This is a genomic window from Pseudomonas sp. p106 (genome assembly GCF_003936645.1).
Classification (GTDB): Bacteria; Pseudomonadota; Gammaproteobacteria; order Pseudomonadales; family Pseudomonadaceae; genus Aquipseudomonas; species Aquipseudomonas putida_E.
Genome location: NZ_RHQR01000006.1, coordinates 234,881 through 258,522, shown reverse-complemented (window position 1 = coordinate 258,522; position 23,642 = coordinate 234,881). Strand labels below are relative to the sequence as shown.

General features: G+C 64.1%; 21 protein-coding genes. 9 read left to right on the top strand and 12 right to left on the bottom strand.

Annotated features, from left to right (window positions below):
- Positions 1-24: 24 nt before the first annotated feature.
- Positions 25-1,917 carry a penicillin-binding protein 2 gene (gene mrdA / locus EGJ09_RS10480; protein ID WP_125923788.1) on the bottom strand — a complete coding sequence of 631 codons (1,893 nt, stop codon included), beginning with the start codon at positions 1,915-1,917 and terminating at the stop codon, positions 25-27.
- Positions 1,918-2,317: 400 nt separating this feature from the next.
- Between mrdA and nhaA the strand changes: the two genes are divergently transcribed.
- The 4 genes from nhaA (at position 2,318) to EGJ09_RS10460 (ending at position 5,726) form a co-directional block, all read left to right on the top strand.
- Complete coding sequence (gene nhaA / locus EGJ09_RS10475; RefSeq protein ID WP_046785800.1) at positions 2,318-3,676, top strand: Na+/H+ antiporter NhaA; 1,359 nt, start codon at positions 2,318-2,320, stop codon at positions 3,674-3,676.
- Positions 3,677-3,822: 146 nt separating this feature from the next.
- On the top strand, positions 3,823-4,338 hold the full coding sequence (locus EGJ09_RS10470) for a DUF3455 domain-containing protein (RefSeq protein WP_371926683.1): 516 nt from the start codon (positions 3,823-3,825) through the stop codon (positions 4,336-4,338).
- Between the two features lie 105 nt (positions 4,339-4,443).
- Complete coding sequence (locus EGJ09_RS10465) at positions 4,444-4,992, top strand: sigma-70 family RNA polymerase sigma factor (RefSeq protein ID WP_125923787.1); 549 nt, start codon at positions 4,444-4,446, stop codon at positions 4,990-4,992.
- On the top strand, positions 4,989-5,726 hold the full coding sequence (locus EGJ09_RS10460) for an anti-sigma factor domain-containing protein (protein WP_125923786.1): 738 nt from the start codon (positions 4,989-4,991) through the stop codon (positions 5,724-5,726). The genes EGJ09_RS10465 and EGJ09_RS10460 overlap by 4 nt, the downstream gene beginning before the upstream one ends.
- Before the next feature lie 66 nt (positions 5,727-5,792).
- On the opposite strand, the gene EGJ09_RS10455 is transcribed toward EGJ09_RS10460, so the two are convergent.
- Entirely contained in the window at positions 5,793-7,151 is a 1,359-nt protein-coding gene (locus tag EGJ09_RS10455; RefSeq protein WP_125923785.1) for an 8-oxoguanine deaminase, read from the bottom strand.
- Between the two features lie 452 nt (positions 7,152-7,603).
- Between EGJ09_RS10455 and ggt the strand changes: the two genes are divergently transcribed.
- Together ggt and EGJ09_RS10445 are read left to right on the top strand one after the other, a co-directional pair.
- On the top strand, positions 7,604-9,394 hold the full coding sequence (ggt, locus tag EGJ09_RS10450) for a gamma-glutamyltransferase (RefSeq protein WP_125923784.1): 1,791 nt from the start codon (positions 7,604-7,606) through the stop codon (positions 9,392-9,394).
- Between the two features lie 44 nt (positions 9,395-9,438).
- Positions 9,439-10,320, top strand: a complete 882-nt coding sequence (locus EGJ09_RS10445; RefSeq protein ID WP_119687255.1) for a LysR substrate-binding domain-containing protein — start codon at positions 9,439-9,441, stop codon at positions 10,318-10,320.
- A gap of 56 nt (positions 10,321-10,376) precedes the next feature.
- Here the strand turns inward: EGJ09_RS10445 and dctM are convergent, their stop codons facing one another.
- The 8 genes from dctM to EGJ09_RS10405 all read right to left on the bottom strand — a co-directional run bounded on the left by dctM (position 10,377) and on the right by EGJ09_RS10405 (position 18,898).
- A complete protein-coding gene (dctM, locus tag EGJ09_RS10440) occupies positions 10,377-11,660 on the bottom strand; it encodes a C4-dicarboxylate TRAP transporter large permease protein DctM (RefSeq protein ID WP_046785806.1) in 1,284 nt (427 codons plus the stop codon).
- Complete coding sequence (locus EGJ09_RS10435; protein ID WP_046785807.1) at positions 11,660-12,292, bottom strand: TRAP transporter small permease; 633 nt, start codon at positions 12,290-12,292, stop codon at positions 11,660-11,662. Before EGJ09_RS10435 ends, dctM begins: the two co-directional genes overlap by 1 nt.
- 69 nt (positions 12,293-12,361) lie before the next feature.
- Positions 12,362-13,360, bottom strand: coding sequence for a TRAP transporter substrate-binding protein (locus EGJ09_RS10430; protein ID WP_125923783.1), 999 nt, complete (start codon positions 13,358-13,360; stop codon positions 12,362-12,364).
- Positions 13,361-13,480: 120 nt separating this feature from the next.
- Positions 13,481-14,299, bottom strand: coding sequence for a CoA ester lyase (locus tag EGJ09_RS10425; RefSeq protein WP_046785809.1), 819 nt, complete (start codon positions 14,297-14,299; stop codon positions 13,481-13,483).
- On the bottom strand, positions 14,296-15,495 hold the full coding sequence (locus EGJ09_RS10420) for a CaiB/BaiF CoA-transferase family protein (protein ID WP_125923782.1): 1,200 nt from the start codon (positions 15,493-15,495) through the stop codon (positions 14,296-14,298). Before EGJ09_RS10420 ends, EGJ09_RS10425 begins: the two co-directional genes overlap by 4 nt.
- An 18-nt stretch (positions 15,496-15,513) precedes the next feature.
- Positions 15,514-16,863 (bottom strand): MmgE/PrpD family protein, encoded by a 1,350-nt coding sequence (locus EGJ09_RS10415; protein ID WP_115274524.1) that lies wholly within the window; start codon positions 16,861-16,863, stop codon positions 15,514-15,516.
- 10 nt (positions 16,864-16,873) lie between these two features.
- Complete coding sequence (locus tag EGJ09_RS10410) at positions 16,874-18,037, bottom strand: acyl-CoA dehydrogenase family protein (RefSeq protein WP_046785812.1); 1,164 nt, start codon at positions 18,035-18,037, stop codon at positions 16,874-16,876.
- A 21-nt stretch (positions 18,038-18,058) separates the two neighbouring features.
- On the bottom strand, positions 18,059-18,898 hold the full coding sequence (locus EGJ09_RS10405) for a MaoC family dehydratase N-terminal domain-containing protein (RefSeq protein ID WP_125923781.1): 840 nt from the start codon (positions 18,896-18,898) through the stop codon (positions 18,059-18,061).
- Positions 18,899-19,024: 126 nt separating this feature from the next.
- On the opposite strand from EGJ09_RS10405, the gene EGJ09_RS10400 reads away from it, so the two are divergent.
- Complete coding sequence (locus tag EGJ09_RS10400; protein WP_115274526.1) at positions 19,025-19,945, top strand: LysR family transcriptional regulator; 921 nt, start codon at positions 19,025-19,027, stop codon at positions 19,943-19,945.
- Here EGJ09_RS10400 and EGJ09_RS10395 read toward each other — a convergent pair.
- Entirely contained in the window at positions 19,942-20,661 is a 720-nt protein-coding gene (locus EGJ09_RS10395) for a TorF family putative porin (RefSeq protein WP_012314890.1), read from the bottom strand. The genes EGJ09_RS10400 and EGJ09_RS10395 overlap by 4 nt on opposite strands.
- Positions 20,662-20,799: 138 nt before the next feature.
- Positions 20,800-21,051 (bottom strand): hypothetical protein, encoded by a 252-nt coding sequence (locus EGJ09_RS10390; protein ID WP_012314889.1) that lies wholly within the window; start codon positions 21,049-21,051, stop codon positions 20,800-20,802.
- Between the two features lie 177 nt (positions 21,052-21,228).
- Between EGJ09_RS10390 and EGJ09_RS10385 the strand changes: the two genes are divergently transcribed.
- Positions 21,229-22,572 carry a DUF3300 domain-containing protein gene (locus EGJ09_RS10385; protein ID WP_119687250.1) on the top strand — a complete coding sequence of 448 codons (1,344 nt, stop codon included), beginning with the start codon at positions 21,229-21,231 and terminating at the stop codon, positions 22,570-22,572.
- The gene (locus EGJ09_RS10380; RefSeq protein ID WP_125923780.1) at positions 22,569-23,474 is read left to right on the top strand and encodes a DUF2950 domain-containing protein; all 906 of its coding nucleotides are present in this window, start codon (positions 22,569-22,571) and stop codon (positions 23,472-23,474) included. The genes EGJ09_RS10385 and EGJ09_RS10380 overlap by 4 nt, the downstream gene beginning before the upstream one ends.
- Positions 23,475-23,642: the final 168 nt, after the last annotated feature.

The window sequence follows — 23,642 nt, the reverse complement described above, 5'->3', positions numbered from 1 at the left end:
CCAGCGCTAAGCTGTCGGGCTGCCTCAGGTGTGCGGAACCTGCTTGGGCACTGCACCACCGGCATACTGCGGTTTCAGCTGCCCTTGGTCATCCAGCAGGTAAGCATCCATCACCTCGCGCACGACCGGCCCGGCCACCCTGCCACCGGCCTCGCCGTTCTCGATCATCACCGCCACCACCACGCTCGGGTGCTCGGCAGGTGCAAAGCCGACGAACAGGGCGTTGTCGCGGTGGCGCTCCAGGGTCTTGTTGCGGTTGTAGCGCTCCCCCTGCTTGATCGCCACCACCTGCGCGGTGCCGCTCTTGCCGGCGATGCGGTATTGGGCGCCGGCGGCGGCGGCGCGGGCAATGCCGCGCGGGTCGTGCATGACCATCTGCATGCCCTGGCTGACCTGGTCCCAGGCATGCCGGTCGTGCAGCACGATGTCGGGCATCGGGTTCGGGTCCACCGGGGTCTCACCCCCCACGGTCATGGCCAGGTGCGGGCGGTGCCAAACGCCCTTGCTGGCCAGCAGGCTGGTGGCCTGGGCCAGTTGTAGCGGGGTGACCTGCATGTAGCCCTGGCCGATGCCCAGGATCAGCGTTTCGCCGGGGTACCAGGCCTGGCGGCGGGTGGCGCGTTTCCACTGGGCAGACGGCATCAACCCCGAAGCCTCCTCGTTCATGTCCAGCGAGACCTTATGGCCAAGGCCGAATTCGGCCATGTAGTCGTGCAGGCGGTCGATGCCGAGCTTGTGCGCCAGGTCGTAGAAGTAGGTGTCGTTGGAGCGCATGATGGCGGTGTACATGTCTACCCAGCCATCGCCGCTGCGGTTCCAGTTACGGTACTTGTGTTCGTAGTTGGGCAGCTCGTAGTACCCGGGGTCGAACACCCGGCTGCCGGGGGTGATCACGCCACTGTCGAGGCCGGCGATGGCCACTTCCGGCTTGATCGTCGACCCCGGTGCATACAGCCCACGCAGCACGCGGTTGAACAGCGGCCGGTCGATGGAATCGCGCAGGGCCGCGTACTGTTTGAAGCTGATGCCCTTGACGAACAGGTTGGGATCGAAACTGGGGTTGCTGACCATCGCCAGCACGTCGCCGTTGGCCGGGTCAAGCACCACCACCGCCCCACGGCGGTCGCCCAAGGCTTTTTCTGCAGCCACTTGCAGGTGGGCGTCGAGGCTCAGCACAATGTCTTCGCCTGGGGTAGGGGCCTGGTGCTTGAGCACGCGCATCACCCGGCCCTGGGCATTGGTCTCGACCTCTTCGTAGCCGACGTGGCCGTGCAGCTGGCTTTCGTAGAAGTGTTCGATACCGGTCTTGCCGATCGATTGGGTGCCGCGATACTCGGTGCTGTCGAGGGTCTTGGCTTCCTTTTCGTTGATCCGCCCGACGTAGCCGACCGAATGGGCGAAGTGCTCGGCCAGCGGGTATTCACGGATGAACTGCGGTTCTACATCCAGGCCCGGCAGGCGGAACTGGTTGACCGCCACCAGGGCGATCTGCTCCTCGGTCAGGCCAACCATCAGGGTGACCGGTTCAAACGGCTTGCGTCCACGGCGCAGGTCCTTGTCGAACTGCTTGCGGTCATCCTCGCCCAAGCTCAGGACCTGGGTCAGGGTATCGAGCACCTTGGCCGAGTCGCCGGCGCGCTCACGGGTCATGGTCAGGTCGAAACTGGGCTTGTTGTCGGCCAGCACCACACCGTTGCGGTCGTAGATCAGCCCGCGCTCGGGGGCGATGGGCAGTACGTGCACGCGGTTGTTTTCCGATACCGCGCTTTGCTGGTCGTGTTGCAGCACTTGCAGCACGTAGAGACGGCCGATCAGCACGGCGACCAGGCTGAAGACCAGGACAGCGCAAGCCAGGAGCCGGCGGTTGACCAGGTGCTTTTCCTTTTCGTGGTCCTTGAGGGGGATCGGTTGGGGCATGGGCGGTGGTGTGTCGGTTGAACGCAAACCTGTGGGAGCCGGCCTGCCGGCGACTACGCCAGGCCAGCCAACATGGATGTAGACGAGTGCCATGCACTCGAATCGCCGGCAAGCCGGCTCCCACAAGGATGCGGGGCGGCGATGCTACGCGTGCCGGGGGCGCGCCTCAAGACAGGTGCGATGCGCGAAGCCGGGTATCCGGCGTTTCATCCCGGCATCAGGGCGCTGAAGGCCTGTATGAAGATTTGTTCATTCACCTGACTTGGCCGGCTTGAGACGGTGAATGGATGACTGGGGCAGGCCATTTGGTTAGAATGCCCGCGGGTGCTAGCTGCATGACGCAGTGACGCAGGTTAAATAACTACGCAGGTCGGGCCGCCGTGCGGGAGTTCTTGTGCCCATGCAAAAACACGTAATGCCCCGTGCCCAGCAAATTGCCCAACGCGCATTCGCCAACTTCGAACGCTTTCTGCATATCGAGGCCGTGAGCGGCGTCGTACTGTTGATCGCCGCCGTTGCAGCACTGATCTGGGCGAATTCGCCCGCTGCCGAAAGCTATGACGCCCTCTGGCACACGCCGATAAGCTTCGGTGTCGGCTCGCTGGTCTATTCCCAGTCACTGCATTTCTGGATCAACGACGGCCTGATGACCATCTTCTTCCTGGTCGTCGGTATGGAGATCCGTCGCGAAATTCATGAAGGCGCGCTGTCCAGCCTGCGCCAGGCCACGCTGCCGATGGCGGCGGCTGTCGGCGGTGTGGTGGTACCCGCGCTCATCTACCTGGCGTTCAATCATTCGCCTCCCGCGCAAGAGGGTTGGGCAGTGCCGACTGCCACCGACATCGCCTTTGCAGTGGGTGTGCTGGCGCTGCTGGGCAAGTCGATCCCTTCCAATGTGCGGGTGTTCCTGCTTGCCCTGGCGATCATCGACGACATCATCGCGGTGCTGATCATTGCCTTCTTCTACTCCGGTGGCCTGGATTACAGCGGTTTCGGCGTCGCCGCCATCGGCCTGCTGCTGGTGCTCGGCCTGCAGAAGATAGGTGTCGGTTCGGCCTATGCCTACATCATCCCCGGGTTCATCACCTGGCTGGGCATGTTGATGACCGGTGCCCACCCCACCTTGGCGGGCGTGGTGCTTGGCCTGATGACACCGGTTCGGGCCATGCCTTTGGGCGAGCGCCCACTGGAGGCCGTCACCCGCTTCACCGACGACCTGCTCGGCCGCGCCAAGGCACCGCAGATCGATGACAGCGAACTCATGAGCCCGCTGAAAAACCTGCGTGTGGCGCAGCGCGAGCTGGTCGCCCCAGTGCTGCGCGTGCAAGGCCATCTGCACCCTTGGGTGGCTTTCGCGATCATGCCGCTGTTCGCCCTGGCCAACGCCGGTGTCGGGTTGTCTGGTGTCGACCTGTCTGCCGATGGTCCTCACTGGGTGATGACAGGCGTCGCTGTGGCGCTGGTCCTGGGCAAGCCGTTGGGTATCGTGACGATCAGCTGGCTGATGGTACGTTTGGGCTGGTGCGCGTTGCCGGCGGGCGTTACCTGGCACGGCATCACGCTGATCGGGCTGTTGGCAGGCATCGGCTTTACCATGTCGATCTTCATTGCCAACCTGGCGTTCTCTGACCCTGGCGTTCTGGGCGCGGCCAAGCTTGGCGTACTTTCGGGCTCGGTCATTGCTGCTGTGATCGGCCTGGCATGGGGTGTGTGGAGCCTGCGCAAGGCAGCCAAGACGGCACCGGCCCAGGTAGGCTGACAGGCAAGCCGGGCAACGTACGGGTGGATGCACAATTTTTTTCCACAGGTGCATCCAATCTGCAACCTGGCGGGTATTACAGGTAGCGCGACTTCGCGCTGTCGATTACTCGCCAGGAGATTTGCACCATGAACAGCCCAGTTACCATGCTGATGCTCACAGGCGGTCTTGTCCTGATCGTGGCCAGCCAAGCCGCTCACGCTCAATCCGCCTTGCCCGACGCGGTCAAGGTTCCGGATGGCCACGCCGTCATGCTGGAAACCGTCGGTGTGGGCCAGGTCACCTACGAATGCCGCGACAAAGCCAATGCCCCCGGCCAGACCGAGTGGACATTCGTCGGCCCCAAAGCGGTACTCAAGGACAGGTCTGGCAAGGCGGTGGGCGACTATTTCGGGCCGCCCGCCACCTGGCAGGCCAAAGACGGCTCGAAGGTCACCGGCACCCAATTGGCCGTGGCGCCAGCGGCCAAGGGCGACCTGCCTTACCAGCTGGTTCAGGCCAGCCCGGCCGAAGGTAAAGGGGCCATGACCGGTGTGAGCTATATCCAGCGCGTGGCCACCCGCGGCGGTGTTGCGCCGGCAACTGCCTGCTCGATGCAAAACAAAGGTGAGCGCAAAATCGTTGATTACCAGGCTGACTATATCTTCTGGGCGGCAAAATGATGGCAGTGCGCATAGGCAGGTGAGCCACTGACGTCTACGCTGATCGACAGCCCCCCGGCCCAATGGCTGGGGGAACCGTCCAGGGACTATAGGGCTGACCTTGCAGTGAACTCACCTTTGCCCCCTTTCGACTTTCAGCGTTGCCTTGAAGCCTGCGCACGGGGAGACCGCCGAGCGCTGCATGCACTCTACGAGGAGGAGGGCGCACGCCTGCTAGGTGTGGTGCGCCGTATCGCCCGCGACCACGCTACAGCAGAAGACATCCTGCACGATGCCTTCATTCGGATATGGTCCGGGGCTGCTAGCTTCGACCCTGCACGCGGCTCTGCGCGGGGCTGGATCTATAGCGTGGCCCGGCACCTGGCGCTCAATTACATACGCGACACCCGGCGCGAAGTCGTGCTGGATGAAGGGGCGTTTGGCAGTGCACATGTACCGTTGCCCTTCGCGAGTGATATCGATCTTATGGCGGACTCGGCCAAGGTTCACCGTTGCCTTGAGCAACTGGAACCCTCACGCAAGCTGTGCATCCTGCACGCGTATGTCGACGGTTGCAGCCATGCCGAAATCGCCGGGTTGCTGAACACGCCGTTGGGTACCGTCAAAGCCTGGATCAAACGCAGCCTGAAGGCGTTGCGGGAGTGCATGGGATGAAGAAGCCACAAGGCGAAACCGCCGAGGCACTTGATGAGTTGGCCGGGGAGTATGTGTTGGGTACCTTGTCGGCCGAACAACATGAGGCCGTGCGCCAGCGCCTGACGGAGGATCAGCAGTTGCGTGGTGCCGTGGATGCCTGGGAGCAGCGGCTATTGGCGTTGAACGCACTCGCTGAGCCTTTGCCACCCAGCCCACGTTTGTGGGGGCGGATCAGCCGCAGCGTCGATGCACAGTCACAGTCACAGTCACAGCCACAGCCACAGCGCAAGGCGGCGTCAGCACAGCCAAGGCGCTGGTGGCATCGCCTGGTGCTATGGCAAGGCCTGGCGGGTGCAGGCCTGGTTGCCAGCCTGCTGTTGGCCTTCACGCTGCTGACCGCCAAGGCGCCGGAGCCTTCCTACCTTGTGGTGCTGGTTGCGCCGGCAGACAGTGCCCCGGGGTGGGTGGTACAGGCAAGCGATGCCCGCAGCATTCAACTGATTCCCTTGGGGCAGTTCGCGGTACCGAGCGACAAGGTGCTGCAGTTCTGGACCAAGGGCGAACAGTGGCAGGCGCCACTGTCGCTGGGCCTGGTCAAACCTGGCGAGCAATATCGCGTGCCCGCGCATGACCTGCCTCCCCTGGAGCCCAACCAACTGTTCGAACTGACCCTGGAAAGAGCGGGCGGCTCGCCGACCGGACGCCCAACCGGGCCTGTGCAGTTCATCGGTCGAGCGGTGAAGGTGCTTTGACAGCGCCTTGCACAGGGGCAGTAAAAGCGGCGCCTGCGCGCCGCTCTACAGGCTTGCAGGCCGCTATCAATCGCCGGTAACCAACTGACGGGCCAACTGGTTGTGGCGCTCCAGCACCAGCGGCAGGTCGACGGTGGTGATGCGGCCGTCCTTGACCACTACACGGCCGTTTATCACGCTGGTATCGACCTGAGTCGGGGTGCAGAACACCAAGGCCGCAAGCGGGTCATGGTGGGCGCCTGCGTAGGCGACATGGCCGAGGTCGAAGGCGACGAAGTCGGCGACCATGCCCGGCGCCAAGGCGCCGATGTCATTACGGTTGAGCACCTTGGCACCGCCGAGGGTGGCGATTTCCAGCGCTTCGCGTGCGGTCATCGCATCAGGGCCGAAGCCGACACGCTGCAGCAGCAGCGCCTGGCGCACTTCACCGATCATGCTGGCGCCATCGTTGGAGGCCGAGCCGTCGACGCCCAGGCCTACGGGCACCCCGTGGTCGCGCATCTTGCGGATCGGTGCAATACCCGAGGCCAGGCGCATGTTTGAGCATGGGCAGTGAGCCACGCCGGTGCCGGTACGGGCGAACAGCTCGATGCCGTGCTGGTCGAGTTGCACGCAGTGCGCGTGCCACACATCGTGGCCGACCCAGCCCAGGTCCTCGGCGTATTCGGCAGGGGTCATGCCGAACTTTTCGCGGCTGTAAGCGATATCGTTGACGTTTTCAGCCAAATGGGTGTGTAGCGAAACCCCGTAGTTGCGAGCCAGCACCGCCGCTTCACGCATCAGGTCGCGGCTGACCGAGAACGGCGAGCAGGGCGCCACGACCACACGCAGCATCGAGCCATGGCTGGCGTCGTGGTAGTCCTCGATCAGGCGCTGCGACTCCTTGAGGATGTCGCTTTCCTTTTCCACCACCGAGTCCGGCGGCAGCCCGCCTTGGCTGCGGCCCACGCTCATGCTGCCGCGTGCGGCGTGGAAACGCATGCCGATTTCCCCGGCGGCGTGGATGCTGTCGTCGAGCTTGCAGCCATTGGTGTAGATGTACAGGTGGTCGCTGGAGGTGGTGCAGCCGGAGAGAATCAGTTCGGCCATCGCGGTCTGGGTCGATACCGCGATCATCTCGGGCGTCAACCGTGCCCAGATCGGGTAAAGGTTGGTCAGCCAGTTGAACAGTTCACCGTCCTGGGCCGCCGGGACCACGCGGGTGAGGCTTTGATACATGTGATGGTGGGTGTTGACCAGCCCCGGGATGACCACCTTGCCGGTCATGTCCAGAATCTCGTCGGCGTGCTGGGGCAGCTCGTCGCTGGGGCCGACCTGCTTGATCAGGTTGTCTTCTATGAACAGGCCGCCGCGTCTGATCTCGCGGCGCTCGCCGTCCATCGTCACCAGCAGTTCGGCGTTCTTTATCAGCAAAGTCTTGGGCATAGGTATTCCTTCCCGCCAAGGGCGGGGTGCAATTCGTCAGTGCGGACACCTGGTTTTTTCTCGAGGGCAACCAGGCTCGGTGTGGAAAACACGGCGTGGGCAGCAGGGCCAGTCAGCGCAGCCGCGCACGCGCCGACACCACTGAGTCACAAAGACTAGGCGCGAGACGGCGGATGGGTGCATAGGGCGACGGGTGAACGGCGAATGCGTCGATTCGCAGAGGGCGCTCGAAGGGATTGAGCAGATAGGGGTAATGCATGGCTTTAGCCTGTCGCAATACGCAGCGGCGATTACCACTGTCGTAGGCGCGGGTTGATGTAACCAGAAATGTTCATTTTTGTATACGAAAAATTCTGCATTGAATGTCGAGGTGGTGCCGCGGCGCTTTGCGCAGTACATGGCCTGGTTTATGTTGGGCGCCCAAAGGCATGCACTTCGACAGGACGCCACCAATGCCATCGTCAACCCGATTGATCAGCACCCTGTGCCTTGCCCTGGCCAGCCAATGGGCTTGGGCCGACCAGCCGCTGCCCGCGCCCCCGGAGCTTGGGTCAGGTTACCGCTCCGGCCTGCACCCGGTTCACGCCACCCGGCACATGGTGGCGGCTGCCAACCCGCTGGCCAGCGAAGCCGGGCGGGCGATGCTGCGCGCCGGTGGCAGTGCCATCGATGCGGCAATTGCCATGCAAATGGTACTCACCTTGGTCGAGCCGCAATCGAGCGGCATTGGCGGTGGGGCGTTCATCCTGTACTGGGACGGCAAACGGGTACAGGCATTCGACGGCCGCGAGACCGCGCCGGCCGCAGTGACGCCAACGCTGTTCCTGCAACCGGACGGCACCCCGATGCCGTTCCGCGCAGCGCAGATCGGCGGGCGCTCGGTAGGCGTACCAGGGGTGCTGCGTGCCTTGAAAATGGCGCACGAGCAACATGGCAAGCTACCGTGGCATCAACTGTTCGCGCCGGCCATTGCCTTGGCGCGCAGTGGCTTCCCTGTGTCCGAGCGCCTGCATGCGTTGCTGGCGGGTGACCCTTTCATCGCCGGTTCACCCACCATGGCCCGCTATTTCCTGGATGAGCACGGCCAGCCGCTGGCGGTGGGGGCGCTGCTGCGCAACCCCGAACTTGCGCATACCTTCGAACGCATCGCACAGCAGGGCGTCGATGCGTTCTATACCGGTGAAATTGCCGAAGCGATCGTCACCCAGGTACAGGCGCATGCCAATGCCGGGCTCCTGTCACTGGAGGATCTGCGCCAGTACCAGGCCAAGGAGCGCACGCCGTTATGCGGCCCTTACAAGGCCTGGCAGATCTGCGGCATGCCGCCGCCATCGTCAGGTGCAGTGACCGTGCTGCAGACCTTGGGCATCCTCGAGGCGCTGCAGCACGCCATGCCACAACGCGACCTTGCGAAGCTGCCGCCCAGCGTCAGTGCTTCGCCGGCAGGCCTTGAGCCTGCGCCGCTGGCCGTTCACCTGATCGCCGAGGCCGAACGGCTGTCCTACGCCGACCGTGCCCAGTACCTGGCCGACAGCGACTATGTGCCGATACCGCTCAAGGCATTGACCGCCCCGGGGTACCTGGCCGGGCGGGCCGAGTTGATCGGCGACTTCAGCATGAAACATGCGCGACCGGGCAAGCCGCAGGGCGCGGACCTGGCCTTGGCCCCGGACCGTTCGCCGTTGCGCATCTCCACCTCGCACCTTTCGGCGGTGGATGACAGCGGTCAGGCGCTGGCTATGACCACTTCGGTAGAGGCGGCATTCGGTTCGCACCTGATGGTCAAGGGCTTCCTGCTGAACAATCAGTTGACCGACTTTTCCTTCATCCCACAGGAGAACGGCAAGCCCGTTGCCAACCGGGTTGAACCGGGAAAGCGGCCGTTGTCGGCGATGGCCCCGACCCTGGTGTTTTCGCAGGCGTCCGGGGAACTGGTGGCCAGCCTCGGATCACCCGGTGGCTCGCAGATCATCGGCTACGTGAACAAGGCGCTGGTGGGTTTGCTGGACTGGCGGCTCGACCCGCAACAGGCCAGCAACCTGCCCAACTTCGGCAGCCGTAACGCCGGTACCGAAGTGGAAGCCGGGCTGACCAGCCCGGCGCTGGTCCGGCAATTGGCGGCCTGGGGCCATGAGGTGACGCCCATGACCATGACCAGCGGCATGCAGATCATCCAGCGTACCGGCGCAGGCTGGGCGGGGGGCGCCGACCCGCGGCGCGAAGGCGTGGCGCTTGGCGATTAGCCATGGTAGAAGACAACCTTGTCATTCAAAAGTTGAATACCAGGATGTCTATCAGCGTTAAATCGAATAGGGCTCTGTTCGACCTCGACCTGCTGCGTGCCATTGTCGTGGTGGCCGATTGTGGCAGCTTCACCACCGCTGCCGCACGCCTGCATTCGACGCAATCGACCATCAGCCAGAAAGTCCGGCGTCTCGAGGACATGGTCGGCCACCGCCTGCTGGTGCGCGGTAACCGTGACGTGTTGCCGACCGACGCCGGCCAGACCTTGCTCGGCTACGCCCGGCACATGCTGGCATTGAACGACCAGATGCTCGAAGCCTTGGCCGGTGCCATGGTCGGCGTCACCGTCCGTTTGGGCGTTCCCGAAGATTTCGTTGGCGGGCGCACCACCAACGCGCTGTCGGCATTCAGCCGGCTGCACCCGCAGGTCAAGCTGGAGGTCACCAGCGGCCTGTGCCGCGACCTCAGCCAGGCCTATGACAACGGCGAACTTGACCTGGTATTGCTCAAGCAGCGACGCAACAGCCGCGAAGGCGTGGCGTGCTGGCCCGAGCGCCTGCAGTGGATCGACAGTGCACGCATGCCGTCCTTCGAGCTCGACCCGATCCCGCTGGTGACCTTTCCGCCACGCGGGTTGTACCGCGATGACATGATCACCGCCATCGAAGGCATGGGCCGGCGCTGGCGCATCAGTTTCACCAGCTCCAGCCTCAGTGGCATCCAGGCCGCGGTGGCCGACGGCATGGGCATCAGCCTGTTGCCACCACGGGCGGCGACCCTTGAGCATCGGGTGCTTGGCAGGCAACACGGGTTGCCGGAGGTGGACAGCTACGAAATCGTCATCGTCCACCGGCCGACGGCGGATGTGATGGTCACGGCACTGGCCCAGGTGATGTCGCAGGTGCTGGAGGGGGGAGGGATCTGAAGCCTGTACGGCCCCGTCGCCAGCGTGCCGGCGATGGGGCCCGGAAGGTCAGTGCATTACGGCATGCCCAGCCACTGCGGCAGTGCCAGCGAAATGAACGGCACGTAAGTCACCAGTACCAGGAACAGCAGCAGGATCGACAGCCACGGCAGCGCGGCGCGAATCGTCTGCCCCAGCGTCAGGCCCGTCACCGCTGAAGTCACGAACAGGTTCAGCCCCACCGGCGGATGCACCAGGCCGATCTCCATGTTCACCACCATGACGATGCCCAGGTGAATCGGGTCGATCCCAAGCTTCATGGCGATCGGGAAGAAGATCGGCGCCAGGATCAGGATGATCGCCGACGGCTCCATGAAGCTGCCCGCCACCAGCAGCACCACGTTGACCATGATCAGGAAACCGATCGGCGTCAGTCCTTCGGACATCACCCACTGGGTGATCTGCTGAGGGATCTGCTCGGTGGTCAGCACATGGGCAAACAACATGGCGTTGGCGATGATGAACAGCAGCATGATGGTCAGCCGGCCCGACTCCAGCAACACCTTCGGGCAGTCGCGCAGGCGCATGTCCTTGTACACGAACAGTGCGATGAACGCCGAGTACACCGCTGCCACGGCGGCCGCCTCGGTGGGGGTGAACATGCCGCTGTAGATGCCGCCCAGGATGATCACCAGCAGCAACAGCCCCCAGAACGCGCGCCTGGCGGTGCTCAACCATTCGGCAAAACTGGCACGAGGTTGTGCGGGCAGTTTCTTGATCCGGGCGACGATGTAGATCGTCACCATCAGCGCCAGGCCCAGCAGGATGCCTGGCACCACACCGGCCATGAACAGCTTGCCTACCGAGGTCTCGGTCGCCGCCGAGTACACCACCATGACGATCGATGGCGGAATCAGGATGCCCAGGGTGCCGGCGTTGCAGATGATCCCCGCGCCGAACTCGCGGGGGTAACCGGAGCGCACCATGCCGGCAACGGCAATCGAGCCCACCGCCGCGACCGTGGCCGGCGACGAGCCCGACAGCGCGGCGAACAGCATGCATGCCAGCACTGCGGCAATGGCCAGGCCGCCGCGTATGTGCCCGACACAGGCGTTGGCGAAGTCGATCAGCCGCTGGGCCACGCCACCGGTGGTCATGAACGCGCCCGACAGCAGGAAGAACGGGATGGCCAGGAAGGTGTAGCTGTCGGAGGTCTCGAACAGCTTGATCGCCAGCGAGCTCAGTGAGTCCTGGCTGAACATCAGGATTGAAAGTGCGCCCGACAAGCCCAGCGAAATTGCGATCGGCACCCCCAGGAACATGAACACGAACAACAACAGGAACAGGCAGATAACCGTCATCAGTGATGCTCCTCACCCGGGTTGGCCAGCTTGCTCGCCTCTGCAGCCTCGTCGGCCAGGCCCAGGCCATACTGGCGATGGGTGAACAGGCGATAGAGGATCTCCAGGTAGCGGACAATGACCAAGGCGAAACCGAAGGGCACGATCAGCGCAATATGGCCAACCTTGATGCCATAGCGGTCCAGGTCTTCGGCGCCGATGCCGGCCACCAGCACTGCGCTTACCCATTTGATGCTGGCCACCAGGAACAGCCCGGCGTACGCCAGGCAACAGGCACAGGCGATCATCGCCAGCACCCGTTGCACTGGCTTGCGGGTGCGCCGCACCAGTACGTCCACCCCCAGGTGGCCTGCGGTGCGCACGCCATAGGCAATACCGAAAAAGATCAGCCAGCCGAACAGCGCCTTGGTCAGGGCGATGCTCCAGGTCATTTCCTGGGCGTAACCCATCAGGTGGTCGCCGATGCCCAGCAGCAGGTCACTGGCAAAAGCCCAGTGGTCACTGAGCGTGTAGAACACGGTATAGAGGTTGTTCAGTGCTACGTAGACGAAGGTCACCAAGGTCATGGCCGCCAGGAGAAGGGCGATCATGCCCTCCTCGAAGTGCTCCCAGACACGCCTGAGCGATTGCATAGGAATTCTCCAGACAGAGAGAGGGCTGGCCACCTGTGCAACAGGTGGCCGGGGCAGGGCGGGCGGCTGTCAGGAAGCCTTGTTGGCGGCCTCGGCTGCGTTGATCAAGTCAGCGCCGATCTGATCGGAAAACTTGTCCCACACCGGGCGCATGGCCTCACGCCATTGCTGGCGCTGCTCGGCAGTCAGGGCATCGATCTCGCTGGTCTTGGCATCGATGATTTTCTGCCTGGAGGTCTGGTTGAGGGCTTCGGCCTGTTTGTTCACCTCGACGGTGACCTGGTCCATGAGCGTTTGCAGCTCGCCACGTACGTCCTCAGGCAGGCCGTTCCAGAACTTGGCGTTGGTGATCACCATGTAGTCGATCAGGCCGTGGTTGGTCTCGGTGAAGAACGGCTGCACCTCGTTGACCTTCTGGCTTTCGTAGTTCGACCAGGTGTTTTCGGTGCCATTGACCGTGCCGGTCTGCAGGCCCTGATAAACCTCGGCAAAGCTCATCTTGCGCGGGTTGGCACGGATCGCCTTGAACTGCTCTTCGAGCACGCTGGAGGCTTGCACGCGGAATTTCAGGCCGCGGGCATCTTTGGGCAGGATCACTTTCTTGTTGGCCGACAGCTGCTTGAGGCCGTTGTGCCAGTAGGCCAGGCCGTGGATGCCTTTGTCGTCCATCGAGGTCAGCAGTGCCTTGCCCTGCGGGCCTTGCTGGAAGCGGTCGACGGCCGCCAGGTCGTCGAACAGGAACGGCAGGTCGAAGATCTGCACCTGTTTGTTGTAGTGCTCGAACTTGGCCAGTGAAGGCGCCAGCATCTGTACATCACCCAACAGTAGCGCTTCCATCTCCTTGCCGTCGCCGAACAGCGACGAGTTGGGGTAGACCTCGACCTTGACCTTGTCCTTGAGCTGCGGGTCCGCCGCCACCAGCTTCTGGAACATCAGTGCACCTTGGCCTTTGGGCGTGCTGTCGGCCACCACGTGGGCGAACTTGATGATGATCGGGTCGGCAGCCTGTGCAAGGCCGGCCATGGACACTGCGGCGGCGCAGAACAGCGCCTGGGTCAGCTTGAACATCGATGTCACCTCTGATTTATTTTTGTAGGAGGATGGATGTAACGATGGACCAATGGCTTGCGTGTGGTGAATTAGCATTTGTGTAAGGCGGCATTCGGTATAGCCGAACGCCAACCCAGTTCAACCGGACGCCTGTGCCAACAACCGCTGCGCCCGCAACACGACCGGCGCATCCACCATCTGCCCGTCCAGCTGAAACGCACCGGCCCCGTTCGCTGCGGCGCTCGCCGCCAGCACCCGCCGGGCCCAGGCCAGCGCTTGGGCGTCGGGTGCGAGTGCCGCGTGAATCACCGGCACTTGCCTGGGGTGAATGCACAACGCCCCGCCATACCCCAGGTCGTAGGCATGCCGCATCGCCTGGTGCAACCCTTCGGCGTCGCCAATGGCAGGAAACACACCATCGAGCGGCGGCAGCAGGTCGGCACCCCGCGAGTGTAGCTGCACGGCCATGCGCGCCTGGTCGAGAAACTGCCTGGCAGCAGCGCTGTCGGTGTTCAAGTGTAGATCCAGCGCCAAGTCGAGGCTGCCGAACGACAACCGCTCGACCCCCTCGGCATGGGCGATCTGCTCCAGCGCGAGCAGGCCCTTGGCGCTTTCGATGATGGGCCATACCGGTTTGCCGGTGTGCCGGGCAACGGCCACCTGTGCGGCGTTTTCCACCTTGGGCAGCAGCACGCCGGCGATGCCAGGCTGCTGCGCGCAGAAGGCCAGGTCTGCCGCATGCTCGGCGTGCTGCGGCGCATTCACCCGGACCCACACCGACGCCAATGGCGTGGCCTGCAGGAACGCCTCCAGGTGGTCCCGGGCCTGGCGCTTGAGGGGTTCCTCCACGGCATCCTCGAAATCGACGATGACGGCATCGGCCCCTGCCGCCAGCGCCTTGGCGAAACGCTCAGGCCGGCTGCCGGGTACGAACAGTGCAGAGCGCACGCTGTTCATACCACACCACCTGCGGCCAGGCTGGCTTGCTCTGCCGGGCTGAAGCCCAGCTCGCCGAGGATGCCCTGGGTGTGTTGCCCCAGCGCCGGCACGGCGTCCATGCGCGGGGCAAAGGCCGCGTTGCGCCCTGGTGGCAGCAGCGAGGGCAGCTTGCCGGCCGGGCTGTCCACTTCACGCCAGCAGCCGCGGGCCTGCAACTGCGGGTGTTGCCACACCCCGTGCATGTCGTTGACCCGGGCGTTGGCGATTTGCGCATCTTCAAGGCGTGCCACTACCTCGTCCAGCGACAGGCTGGCGAAGCCCTCGATGATGATCTGCCGCAGCACCTCGCGGTTATCTGAGCGCTTGAAGTTGGCATTGAAGCGGTCATCACTGGCCAGCGCCGGGTCAAGCAGCACCTTTTCGCAGAACAAGGCCCATTCCCGTTCGTTCTGCAGGCCAAGCATGATGGTGCCGCCACCGCCGGTTGGGAACGGCCCATACGGGTAGATGGTGGAGTGCGAAGCGCCGGCGCGCGGGGGAGGCGGGGCGCCGTTGTAGGCGTAGTACATCGGGTAGCCCATCCACTCCACCAGGCTTTCGAGCATCGACACGTCGATGCGGCTGCCGATGCCGGTCTTGTCACGCAGCAGCAACGCCGAGAGCACGCCGGTATAGGCGTACATGCCGGCGGCGATATCGGCGATCGAGCAGCCGGCCTTGGCCATGTCGTTTTCGCCAGGGCCACCGGTTACCGAGAGAAAGCCGCCTTCGCTCTGGATCAGCAGGTCGTAGGCCTTTTTCTTTTCATAAGGGCCGCCTTCGCCATACCCCGAGATATCGCACACGATAAGCCGTGGGAAGCGCCCGTGCAGGGCGTCGAACGACAAGCCCATGCGCGCTGCCGCGCCCGGTGCGAGGTTTTGCACCAGCACATCCGCCTTGGCCAGCAGGGCCTCGAGAATACCGTCGGCGGCGTCCTGCTTGAGGTCCAGGGTGAGGCTTTCCTTGGAGCGGTTGGTCCATACGAAGTGCGAGGCCAGGCCATCGACACGCTGATCGTAGCCGCGGGCGAAGTCGCCGCTGCCAGGGCGCTCGACCTTGATCACGCGGGCGCCGAGGTCGGCCAGTTGGCGGGTGCAGAAGGGCGCTGCGATGGCGTGCTCCAGGCTGATCACGGTGATGCCGTCCAGCGGGCGGGGCGTTGTTTGGGTCATAGGGTCACCTGTTGGTGTTCAGTGCAGATCAGCCAGCGAGCGGGCGTCGCGCAGTTGCCAGACGCGCTCGATCAATGCCTGGCCCTGGGCCGGGCTGCGCGCGCCGGAATACGCCAGCAGGCGCTGAAACTTGGCCGCAAGCTCCGGGCGCGACAGGGTGTTGCCGGGGTCGCCTTTAGGTTCGTCGATGGCGGCGCTGAAGCTGCGGCCATCGGTGCAGGTAACGTCCACGCGGCCCAGCCAGCGCTTGGGGTAGGCGGCGTCCACTTCGGCGTCCAGTTGCATCTCTACGTGCTCGCGAAAGTGCGCGACCTGTGGGTCGGTCAGCGCCAGGTCACGGAAGTCGATGAGTTGCGCACTGCCATGCACTGCAATCAGGCCGAGTACGGTACCCATTGAGAACTTGGCCTGGTGCACGGTGGCAGGTGTGGTGACGCGGCCAAGCACATCGATCGCACCCTGATGCACGCGGGTGACGACCCTGGCGATCTGTTCATGGCCCAGGCCTTCGCGCTGCATCAGCAGCAGCAAGGCATCGGCGGCGGGGTGGGTGTGGCGACACGAAGCGTGGTACTTGAACGAGGTTTCCACCAGCGCCCAGCGCGTGCCCAGGCGGTCGCTCAGGCGCGCCGGGTCGGCATCGCTGGACATGCCGGCGGCCATGCCCTGTTCGCCTTCGAGGATATTGCGTGCACCGCTCAGGCCATCGGCGGTGAGGTAGGCGGCCAGCAGGCCGTCGGCGGCGGCCTTGGCGGTATGCAACTGCTTCGAATCGGCGGCGTCGCGCAGGAACTCCCAGAGCCCGGCGGCCTGGGTGCCGGCGCTGCCGAGCAGGTTGATGAACTGCGCCTGGTTGAAGCCCAGCAGTTTGCCCACCCCGACGGCTGCGGCCAGGGTGCCGACAGTGGCGGTGGTATGGAAGATGCGGTAGTGCGAGCGACCGAGGAATTCACCGATGCGGATGCCGGCTTCATAGCCGGCGACTGCGGCCAGCAGCAGGTCCTGGCCAGACTTGCCAAGGTCCTGTGCCGCCGCCAGTACGGCAGAAAACACCACGGTCGCCGGGTGCAGCACCGAGCTGTTGTGCAGGTCGTCCTGCTCGACCAGGTGCGAGGCCGCGCCATTGACCAGGGCAGCGAAGTAGGGGGATGACGTGCGCCCGCTGGTCAATACTCGAGCATTGCCCTGCGCAGGCCCCATGCGTTCGGCATAGCGCTCGAACAGCGGGATCGGGTGCGCGCCTTGGCTGGCAAAGGCCGAGCCAAGCCAGTCCAGGAACAGGTCTTCAGTGCGGTCCAGCACGTGGCCGGGCAGGTGCGTGTAGCGCAGGTCGGCGAGAAAGCCGGCCAGGGCGTGGGTATGCTGCATGCTCAGGCCCTCAGAAGCTGCGCGGCAGTTCGAGCAGGTGCTCGGCCACGTAGGACAGGATCAGGTTGGTGGAAATCGGCGCCACCTGGTACAGGCGGGTCTCGCGGAACTTGCGCTCGACGTCGTACTCGCAGGCGAAGCCAAACCCGCCATGGGTTTGCAGGCACGCATTGGCGGCTTCCCACGAGGCCTTCGCCGCCAGGTACTTGGCCATGTTGGCGCTGGCCCCGGCATTCTGCCCGCTGTCATATTCGGCGCAGGCGCGCCAGCGCATCAGGTCGGCGGCTTCGATTTCGATGTGCGCTTCGGCGATGGGGAACTGCACACCCTGGTTCTGCCCGATCGGCCGGCCGAACACCACGCGGTCACGGGCATAGGCGCTGGCTTTTTCGACGAACCAGCGGCCGTCACCGATGCACTCGGCGGCAATCAAGGTACGCTCTGCGTTGAGGCCGTCGAGGATGTACCTGAAGCCTTTGCCTTCTTCGCCGATCAGGCTGCTGGCCGGCAGTTCCAGGTTGTCGAAGAACAGCTCGTTGGTCTCGTGGTTGACCATGTTGGCGATCGGCTGCACGGTCAGGCCCTTGCCAATGGCGTCGCGCAGGTCGACCAGGAAGATCGACATGCCCTCGGACTTTTTCTTCACCTCAGGCAAAGGCGTGGTGCGGGCCAGCAGGATCATCAGGTCGGAATGCTGGACCCGCGAGATCCACACTTTTTGCCCGTTGATCACGTACTTGTCGCCTTGGCGCACCGCGGTGGTCTTGATCTTGGTGGTGTCGGTACCGGTGGTGGGCTCGGTCACACCCATCGACTGCAGGCGCAGCTCGCCACTGGCCAGCTTGGGCAGGTAGTGGCGCTTCTGTTCCTCGCTGCCATGGCGCAGCAAGGTGAACATGTTGTACATCTGCCCATGCACGGTGCCGGAGTTGCCACCGCAGGCATTCACTTCTTCGAGGATGACCGAGGCTTCAGCCAGGCCCAGGCCCGATCCGCCGTACTGCTCCGGAATCATCGCCGACAGCCACCCGGCATCGGTCATGGCTTTTACAAAGGCTTCAGGGAAGCCTTTTTCTTCATCGATTTTGCGCCAGTAGCTGGCGTCGAATTCGGCGCACAAGGCGCGCACGCCTTCGCGGATGGCATTGAGGTCATCACTGTCGTACGTATGCATGCGGGGTTCCCTGTCCAGTTCTCAGTCGAAAAACACGTCGGCGCTCTGCGCCACGCCGTCGGCATTGCCGGCCCACAGTTGCGCCTGGCCCGGTGCGCCGATGCGCCCGGCCACTTCGAATGGCGTGGGCACGGTCAGTGGGCGTACGCCGCGATAGGCGAATTGGCGCAGGCGCTTGCCAGGGTTGGCGCGCAGGAAGGCGCGCAGGGTGAGGGTGGCGATCAAGGGGCCGTGCACGACCAGGCCGGCGTAGCCTTCGGTGCCGGTGACATAGGGGTGGTCATAGTGGATGCGGTGGCCGTTGAAGGTGACGGCGGAGTAACGGAACAGCAGAGTCGGGGAGGGCGTGACGGCCTCGCTCCAGTCGCCTGGGGCGGTTGGCGCGGCGCTGCTCAATTTGGGCGGGTTCGGTTCGCGGTAGACGATATCCTGCTCTTCACGTACGCACAGTTCGCCCTGCTGGGAGTACTCGTGGCGCACCGTGACGAACAGCAATGCGCCACTGCGCCCATGCTTTTCCTCGATATTTACGATGGTCGACAGGCGATGGGCCTCGGCGCCGACCTTGAGCGGGGAAATGAACTCGACACGGCCCCCGGCCCACATGCGGTTGCGGTTATCGGCGGGGGGCAGAAAGCCGCCGCGCGCCGGGTGACCATCGCTGCCCAGTAGCGTTTCGGCCACCGGTTCCTGGAAAAAGCACCACATCCATAGCGGCGGCAGGGGCTGCCCCACGGCGGGGGCGGCTTCGCCGAAGGTGGCGGCGATACGTTTGATCAGGTTGCGGCTGAGCTCATCGACGGCCTCTTCCGTGCGGCCGATCCAGGCGCTGTAATCCGTGGGCGGGTGCGTAGCAGTCATAACCATTGGCCTCTGCATTTGTTGTTATGCAGCGATCATGCGAGGCACCTGGCATTCTGTGAATTTGCATTTATGTAAGGCAGCGTTCATGTATGCTGAACGCCTGCTCCACATTCGGATAGGCCCATGCATTTTGATCTGGCAGACCTGAGGCTGTTCATTCATATCGGCGAGTCACCGAGCCTGACCCAAGGCGCGCGGCGCGCATTCCTCTCACCGGCAGCTGCAAGTGCGCGCGTCAAGGCCCTGGAGGCGCAGCTCGACACGCGCCTGCTGTACCGCGACAGTCGCGGCGTCGAACTGACCCCGGCCGGGCAAAAACTGCTCATGCACGCGCGGTTGATCATGCGCCAGGTGGACTACCTGAAAGCCGAATTCGCCCAGTTCGGCACCGATTCGGCCGGGCATATCCGCATCTTTGCCAACACCACCGCGGTCACCGAATTCCTGCCCGAAGTGCTGGCGGGCTTTCTCGCCAAACGTCCCGGCGTGACCGTGGACCTGCAGGAGCGCCTGTCGCGGGATATCGTGCGCGGTGTACTCGATGGCAGCAGCGACATGGGCATCATTGCCGGCCCCGTGGAAGCCAGCGGTTTGCAGGTGCTGCACTTCAGTACCGACCGGCTGGTACTGATCGTGCCGGCAGGGCATGAGCTGGCTGCCAGCAGGCAGGTCACGCTCAAGCAGACACTGGCGTTTCAGCATATCGGCCTGCACGACGGCAGCACCTTGCTCAGTTTCCTGCGCGACCATGTCGAACGCATGGGCCTGAATCTGTCGCTGCGTATCCAGCTGTCGAGCTTCGAGGCCATATGCCGGCTGGTGGAGGCGGGCGTGGGGATTGGCATCATCCCCGAGTCGGCGGCTGTCCGGCACAGCCAGACCATGAACCTGGTCACCATCGAGCTGGATGAAGCGTGGGCCGTGCGCGAGCGCAGCATTCTGGTGCGCGAGCTGGATGCGTTGCCAGGGACGGTGAGGGCGTTGATCGCCACCTTGATGCCTGAGGGGGCAGACAGCGCACTGCAACCGCCCCCGGCCCCCTAGAAGAAACTGCGCTGAGCCTTGAACGTCAGCATGCTCTCGCAATACGTGTTGATACCGGCATAGGCACCGCAGCCCCCGCCGTTGAGGTCGGAGTTGCTGTAGATCAGGTTCAGGTCGATGCCCAGCCAGGGGCGCGACAGCTCCAGCGACCAGTCGGAGAACGCATTCACCTGGCTGCCGTCGCCGATGGTGAAGGGCGTGCCCAGGCGGTGATGGGCGAGTTTGACCGTGAGGTCGATGTCGAACAGCGGCAGCTGGCCAAAATCGGCGAACAGGGTGCCGGTGCGATTGTCCGGGTTGTCACGCCAGGCCCCGCCGATTCGGCTGCCCATGACCGAAATGCCGCCATACAACGCATAGCTGTCCGGCCCTGCGATGTTCGGCTGGCTGTAGTGGATCAGGCCTACTTCGTAACCCAGTGTGCTGTCGAAGTGGTGCTTGTAGCCCAGGTAGCTGTCAAGGCGCAGTGTGGAATCAGGCGTCACGCCCATGCTCGGCGCGTACTGGCCCACGTACCAACCGCTTGGGTGGCTGAGGTCCAGGCCACCGTGAAAGGCGCCGCTGGCGCTGGGCGAGATCAGCCCCTGGGCCATGCTGCGTGAAGGCGTGGTGCCAAGTTTGAAGTCGAAATCGCCCAGTTGGCGTTGGATCTGCTGCGCTTGCAGCACCGGGCTGAACAGCAGGGCCGCACTGAGCAACAGAAGGGGCCTGGTCATGGTCACCGTCCTGGAAGGCTTGCGCTTGAGCGGCACAGGATACCCGTGTTGGCTGGCGGGGAAAACAGCGTGGTCTGCTTCAAACGGGTGGTGATGTCGATCAGGGGCCGCACGTGAGCGTATGGCCTGGCTTTCAATTCAACCTTTTATCGCCCCGGCCGGCTCCGCCACCTCGGTCACCACCTGTTCGCTGGCGGCGCGCAGGATCACGCGTTTGCGCAGCTCGTACTCATCCAGGGAGAGTGCCTGGCGCTGGATGGCTTCGAGCTGCAGCTGGCGGGTTTCTTCTGCGGTGTAGGGGCGCAGTTCGGGGTGGGTGGCGCAACCGCTGAGCACGGCAATGGCAGCGGCGGACAGGGTGGCGAACAGCAGGCGGGCCGTAGTGTTCATCGGCAAGCTCCAGGATTCGGGAGATGGGTGTGTGACGAATCGATGGAGCAAGATTATTGAGCCGACGCGATCATTAGAAATTGCCATTCTCGATAGTGACTATCGATAGCACCGTGTGAGAACGGCAGCCTTTGCTAACCTTAAGTTCCACGCGGTATGGGCCAGAGGGATACTGTGATGCGCATGCCATTGTTATGTGCCGTGGCGCTTCTGCTTTGCCTGGGTGGTGAACCAGGCCTGGTCCAGGCGCAAGAGCCTGCACCGGCCGCCGAGGCGGCACCCGCCAAGCAGGCGGTGTTCAACCCCGAGCAACTGGACCAGATGCTCGCGCCGATTGCGCTGTATCCCGACGCGCTGCTGGCACAGGTACTGATGGCCGCCACCTATCCCGGTGAAGTGGCCGAAGCAGTGACGTGGTCCAAGGCCAATCCCAAGGCTCAGGGTGATGAGGCTGTCAAACAAGTGGCGACGCAGGCCTGGGACCCGAGTGTCCAGGCATTGGTGGCGTTCCCGCAGGTACTGGTGGTTCTCGGGCAGGACCCGGTGTGGGTGCAGCGCCTTGGGGATGCGTTTCTGGCCCAGCCTGATGATGTGATGGGTGCCGTGCAGCGTCTGCGCCAGCAGGCCAAGGCCGCAGGCAACCTGCAGAGCAACCAGTACCAGAACGTCACGGTGCAGGCTGCCCCGGCAGCCGCGCCCAGCTCGCAAGCGGCGCCGGCCAGCAGTTCGTCCTCCAGCACCATCATCATCCAGCCGGCCGACCCGCAGGTGGTGTATGTGCCCACCTACAACCCGACCACCGCTTACGGAACCTGGGCCTACCCCGCATCACCGCCGGTGTATTACCCGCCATCGCCGCTGTACTACGCCGGCAGCGCGCTGTTGGCCGGGCTTGCGTTCGGTACTGGCGTTGCGATCGTCAATTCGCTGTGGGGCGATTGCGACTGGGGGCGCAACGACATCGATATCGACGTCAATCGTTACAACAACATCAACGTCAACAACCGCATCGCCAACAACCAGAACACCTGGCAGCACAACGCCGTGCACCGCGATGGGGTGCCGTACCGTGACAACCGCAGCCGCCAGCAATTCGGCCGCCAGCTCGACGGTGCCAGCCAGCGTGCAGCTTACCGTGGCGACGATGCCCAGCGTGCACAGGCACGCGATCGCGCCCGTGCTTCGATGGACCGGGCGGGTATCGAACGCCCGGCCACCAGCAATCGTGAAGCCCGTGACCGGGCTCGCGAAGCCCAGGCCAGCAGGCCCCGTGCTGCGGAGCACCGGCAGGCAAACGGCCAGGCACGCCAGGCGCTGCACAACAAACCGGGCAATAGCGCTGGGAGGGCGAAGAACAATGCGTTCGACGGCGTGCGATCCCCCTCACGCTCTGCGGCGCAGGCCAACCGTGGCCGCACCAGCCAGGCGCTCGCCAAGCGGCCGAGTGCATCGCGTGCGGCGGGCCATACCATCTCCCGGCCCAGTGCGGCCATGCACCGTGGTGGAGGGGGGCGTCGATGAACATGAGCCAAAGCAAGTCGTCGCTGGGCCTGTGGCTGTTTGCCCTTGGCGCCGCCTGGTCATGCCTGGCCACCGCGCAGCAGGCATTCTCCACGCCGGAGAAGGCCGCCGCAGCCTTCGTCGAGGCGCTGGGGGTGGAGCAGGCAGACCAGGCGCGCCTGACGCAGTTGCTCGGTGACGACTGGCGCACCTACATCCCCCGCGAAGGTGTGCAGCGCAGCGACGTGGATGCGTTCGTGCAGCAGTACCACCAGCAGCACCAGATCCAGATGCACGGTGACCGGCAGGCCATTCTGGCGGTGGGCAGCGAGCAGTGGACCTTGCCCATTCCGCTCACTCGAACTGCCAGCGGCTGGCGCTTTGACCTCAAGGCCGGCAGTGCCGAGATTCGTGCCCGGCGCATTGGCCGCGACGAGTTGGCCGCTGTGCAGTCGCTGCTTGCCTATCACGATGCGCAGATGGACTACGCCACGCAGGACCATAACGGTGATGGCGCACTGGAGTACGCCCGGCAGGTTTTCAGCACACCCGGCAAGCGCGACGGCTTGTACTGGGCGGACGAAACGGGCGGGCAGGTCAGCCCGCTGGGCCCGCTGTTCGGCCAGAATGCACCCGGTGATGACTGGTACGGCTACCACTTCCGCATCCTCGAGGCTCAAGGCCCTTCGGCACCGGGTGGTGCGTACAGTTACCTGATCGGCAAGCATATGAGCCGTGGCTTCGCCATGGTCGCCTGGCCGGCCAGGTACAACGACACCGGCGTGATGAGCTTCATGGTCAGCCATGACGGGCAGGTGTTCGAGAAGGACCTGGGGCCCGAGGGCGAAGCGTTGGCCAAGGGCATGAAACGTTTCGATCCGGATGACAGTTGGCAGGTTGTCGAAGCGGGCAGCGATCAATAAACCACAGAGCATCAGGGGGCGCTCAGGCGGGGCGGCCCCCAGCCATGGGTTTCGGAGAAGAGATCAGCAACCACAGCCCAGGCCTCATCCGAGAGTTCGTAACGCTTTGCCATCACGGGATTCCTTTCCGTCGACGGCGGAGGACTCTACAAAATCTCAGCGCTGGAG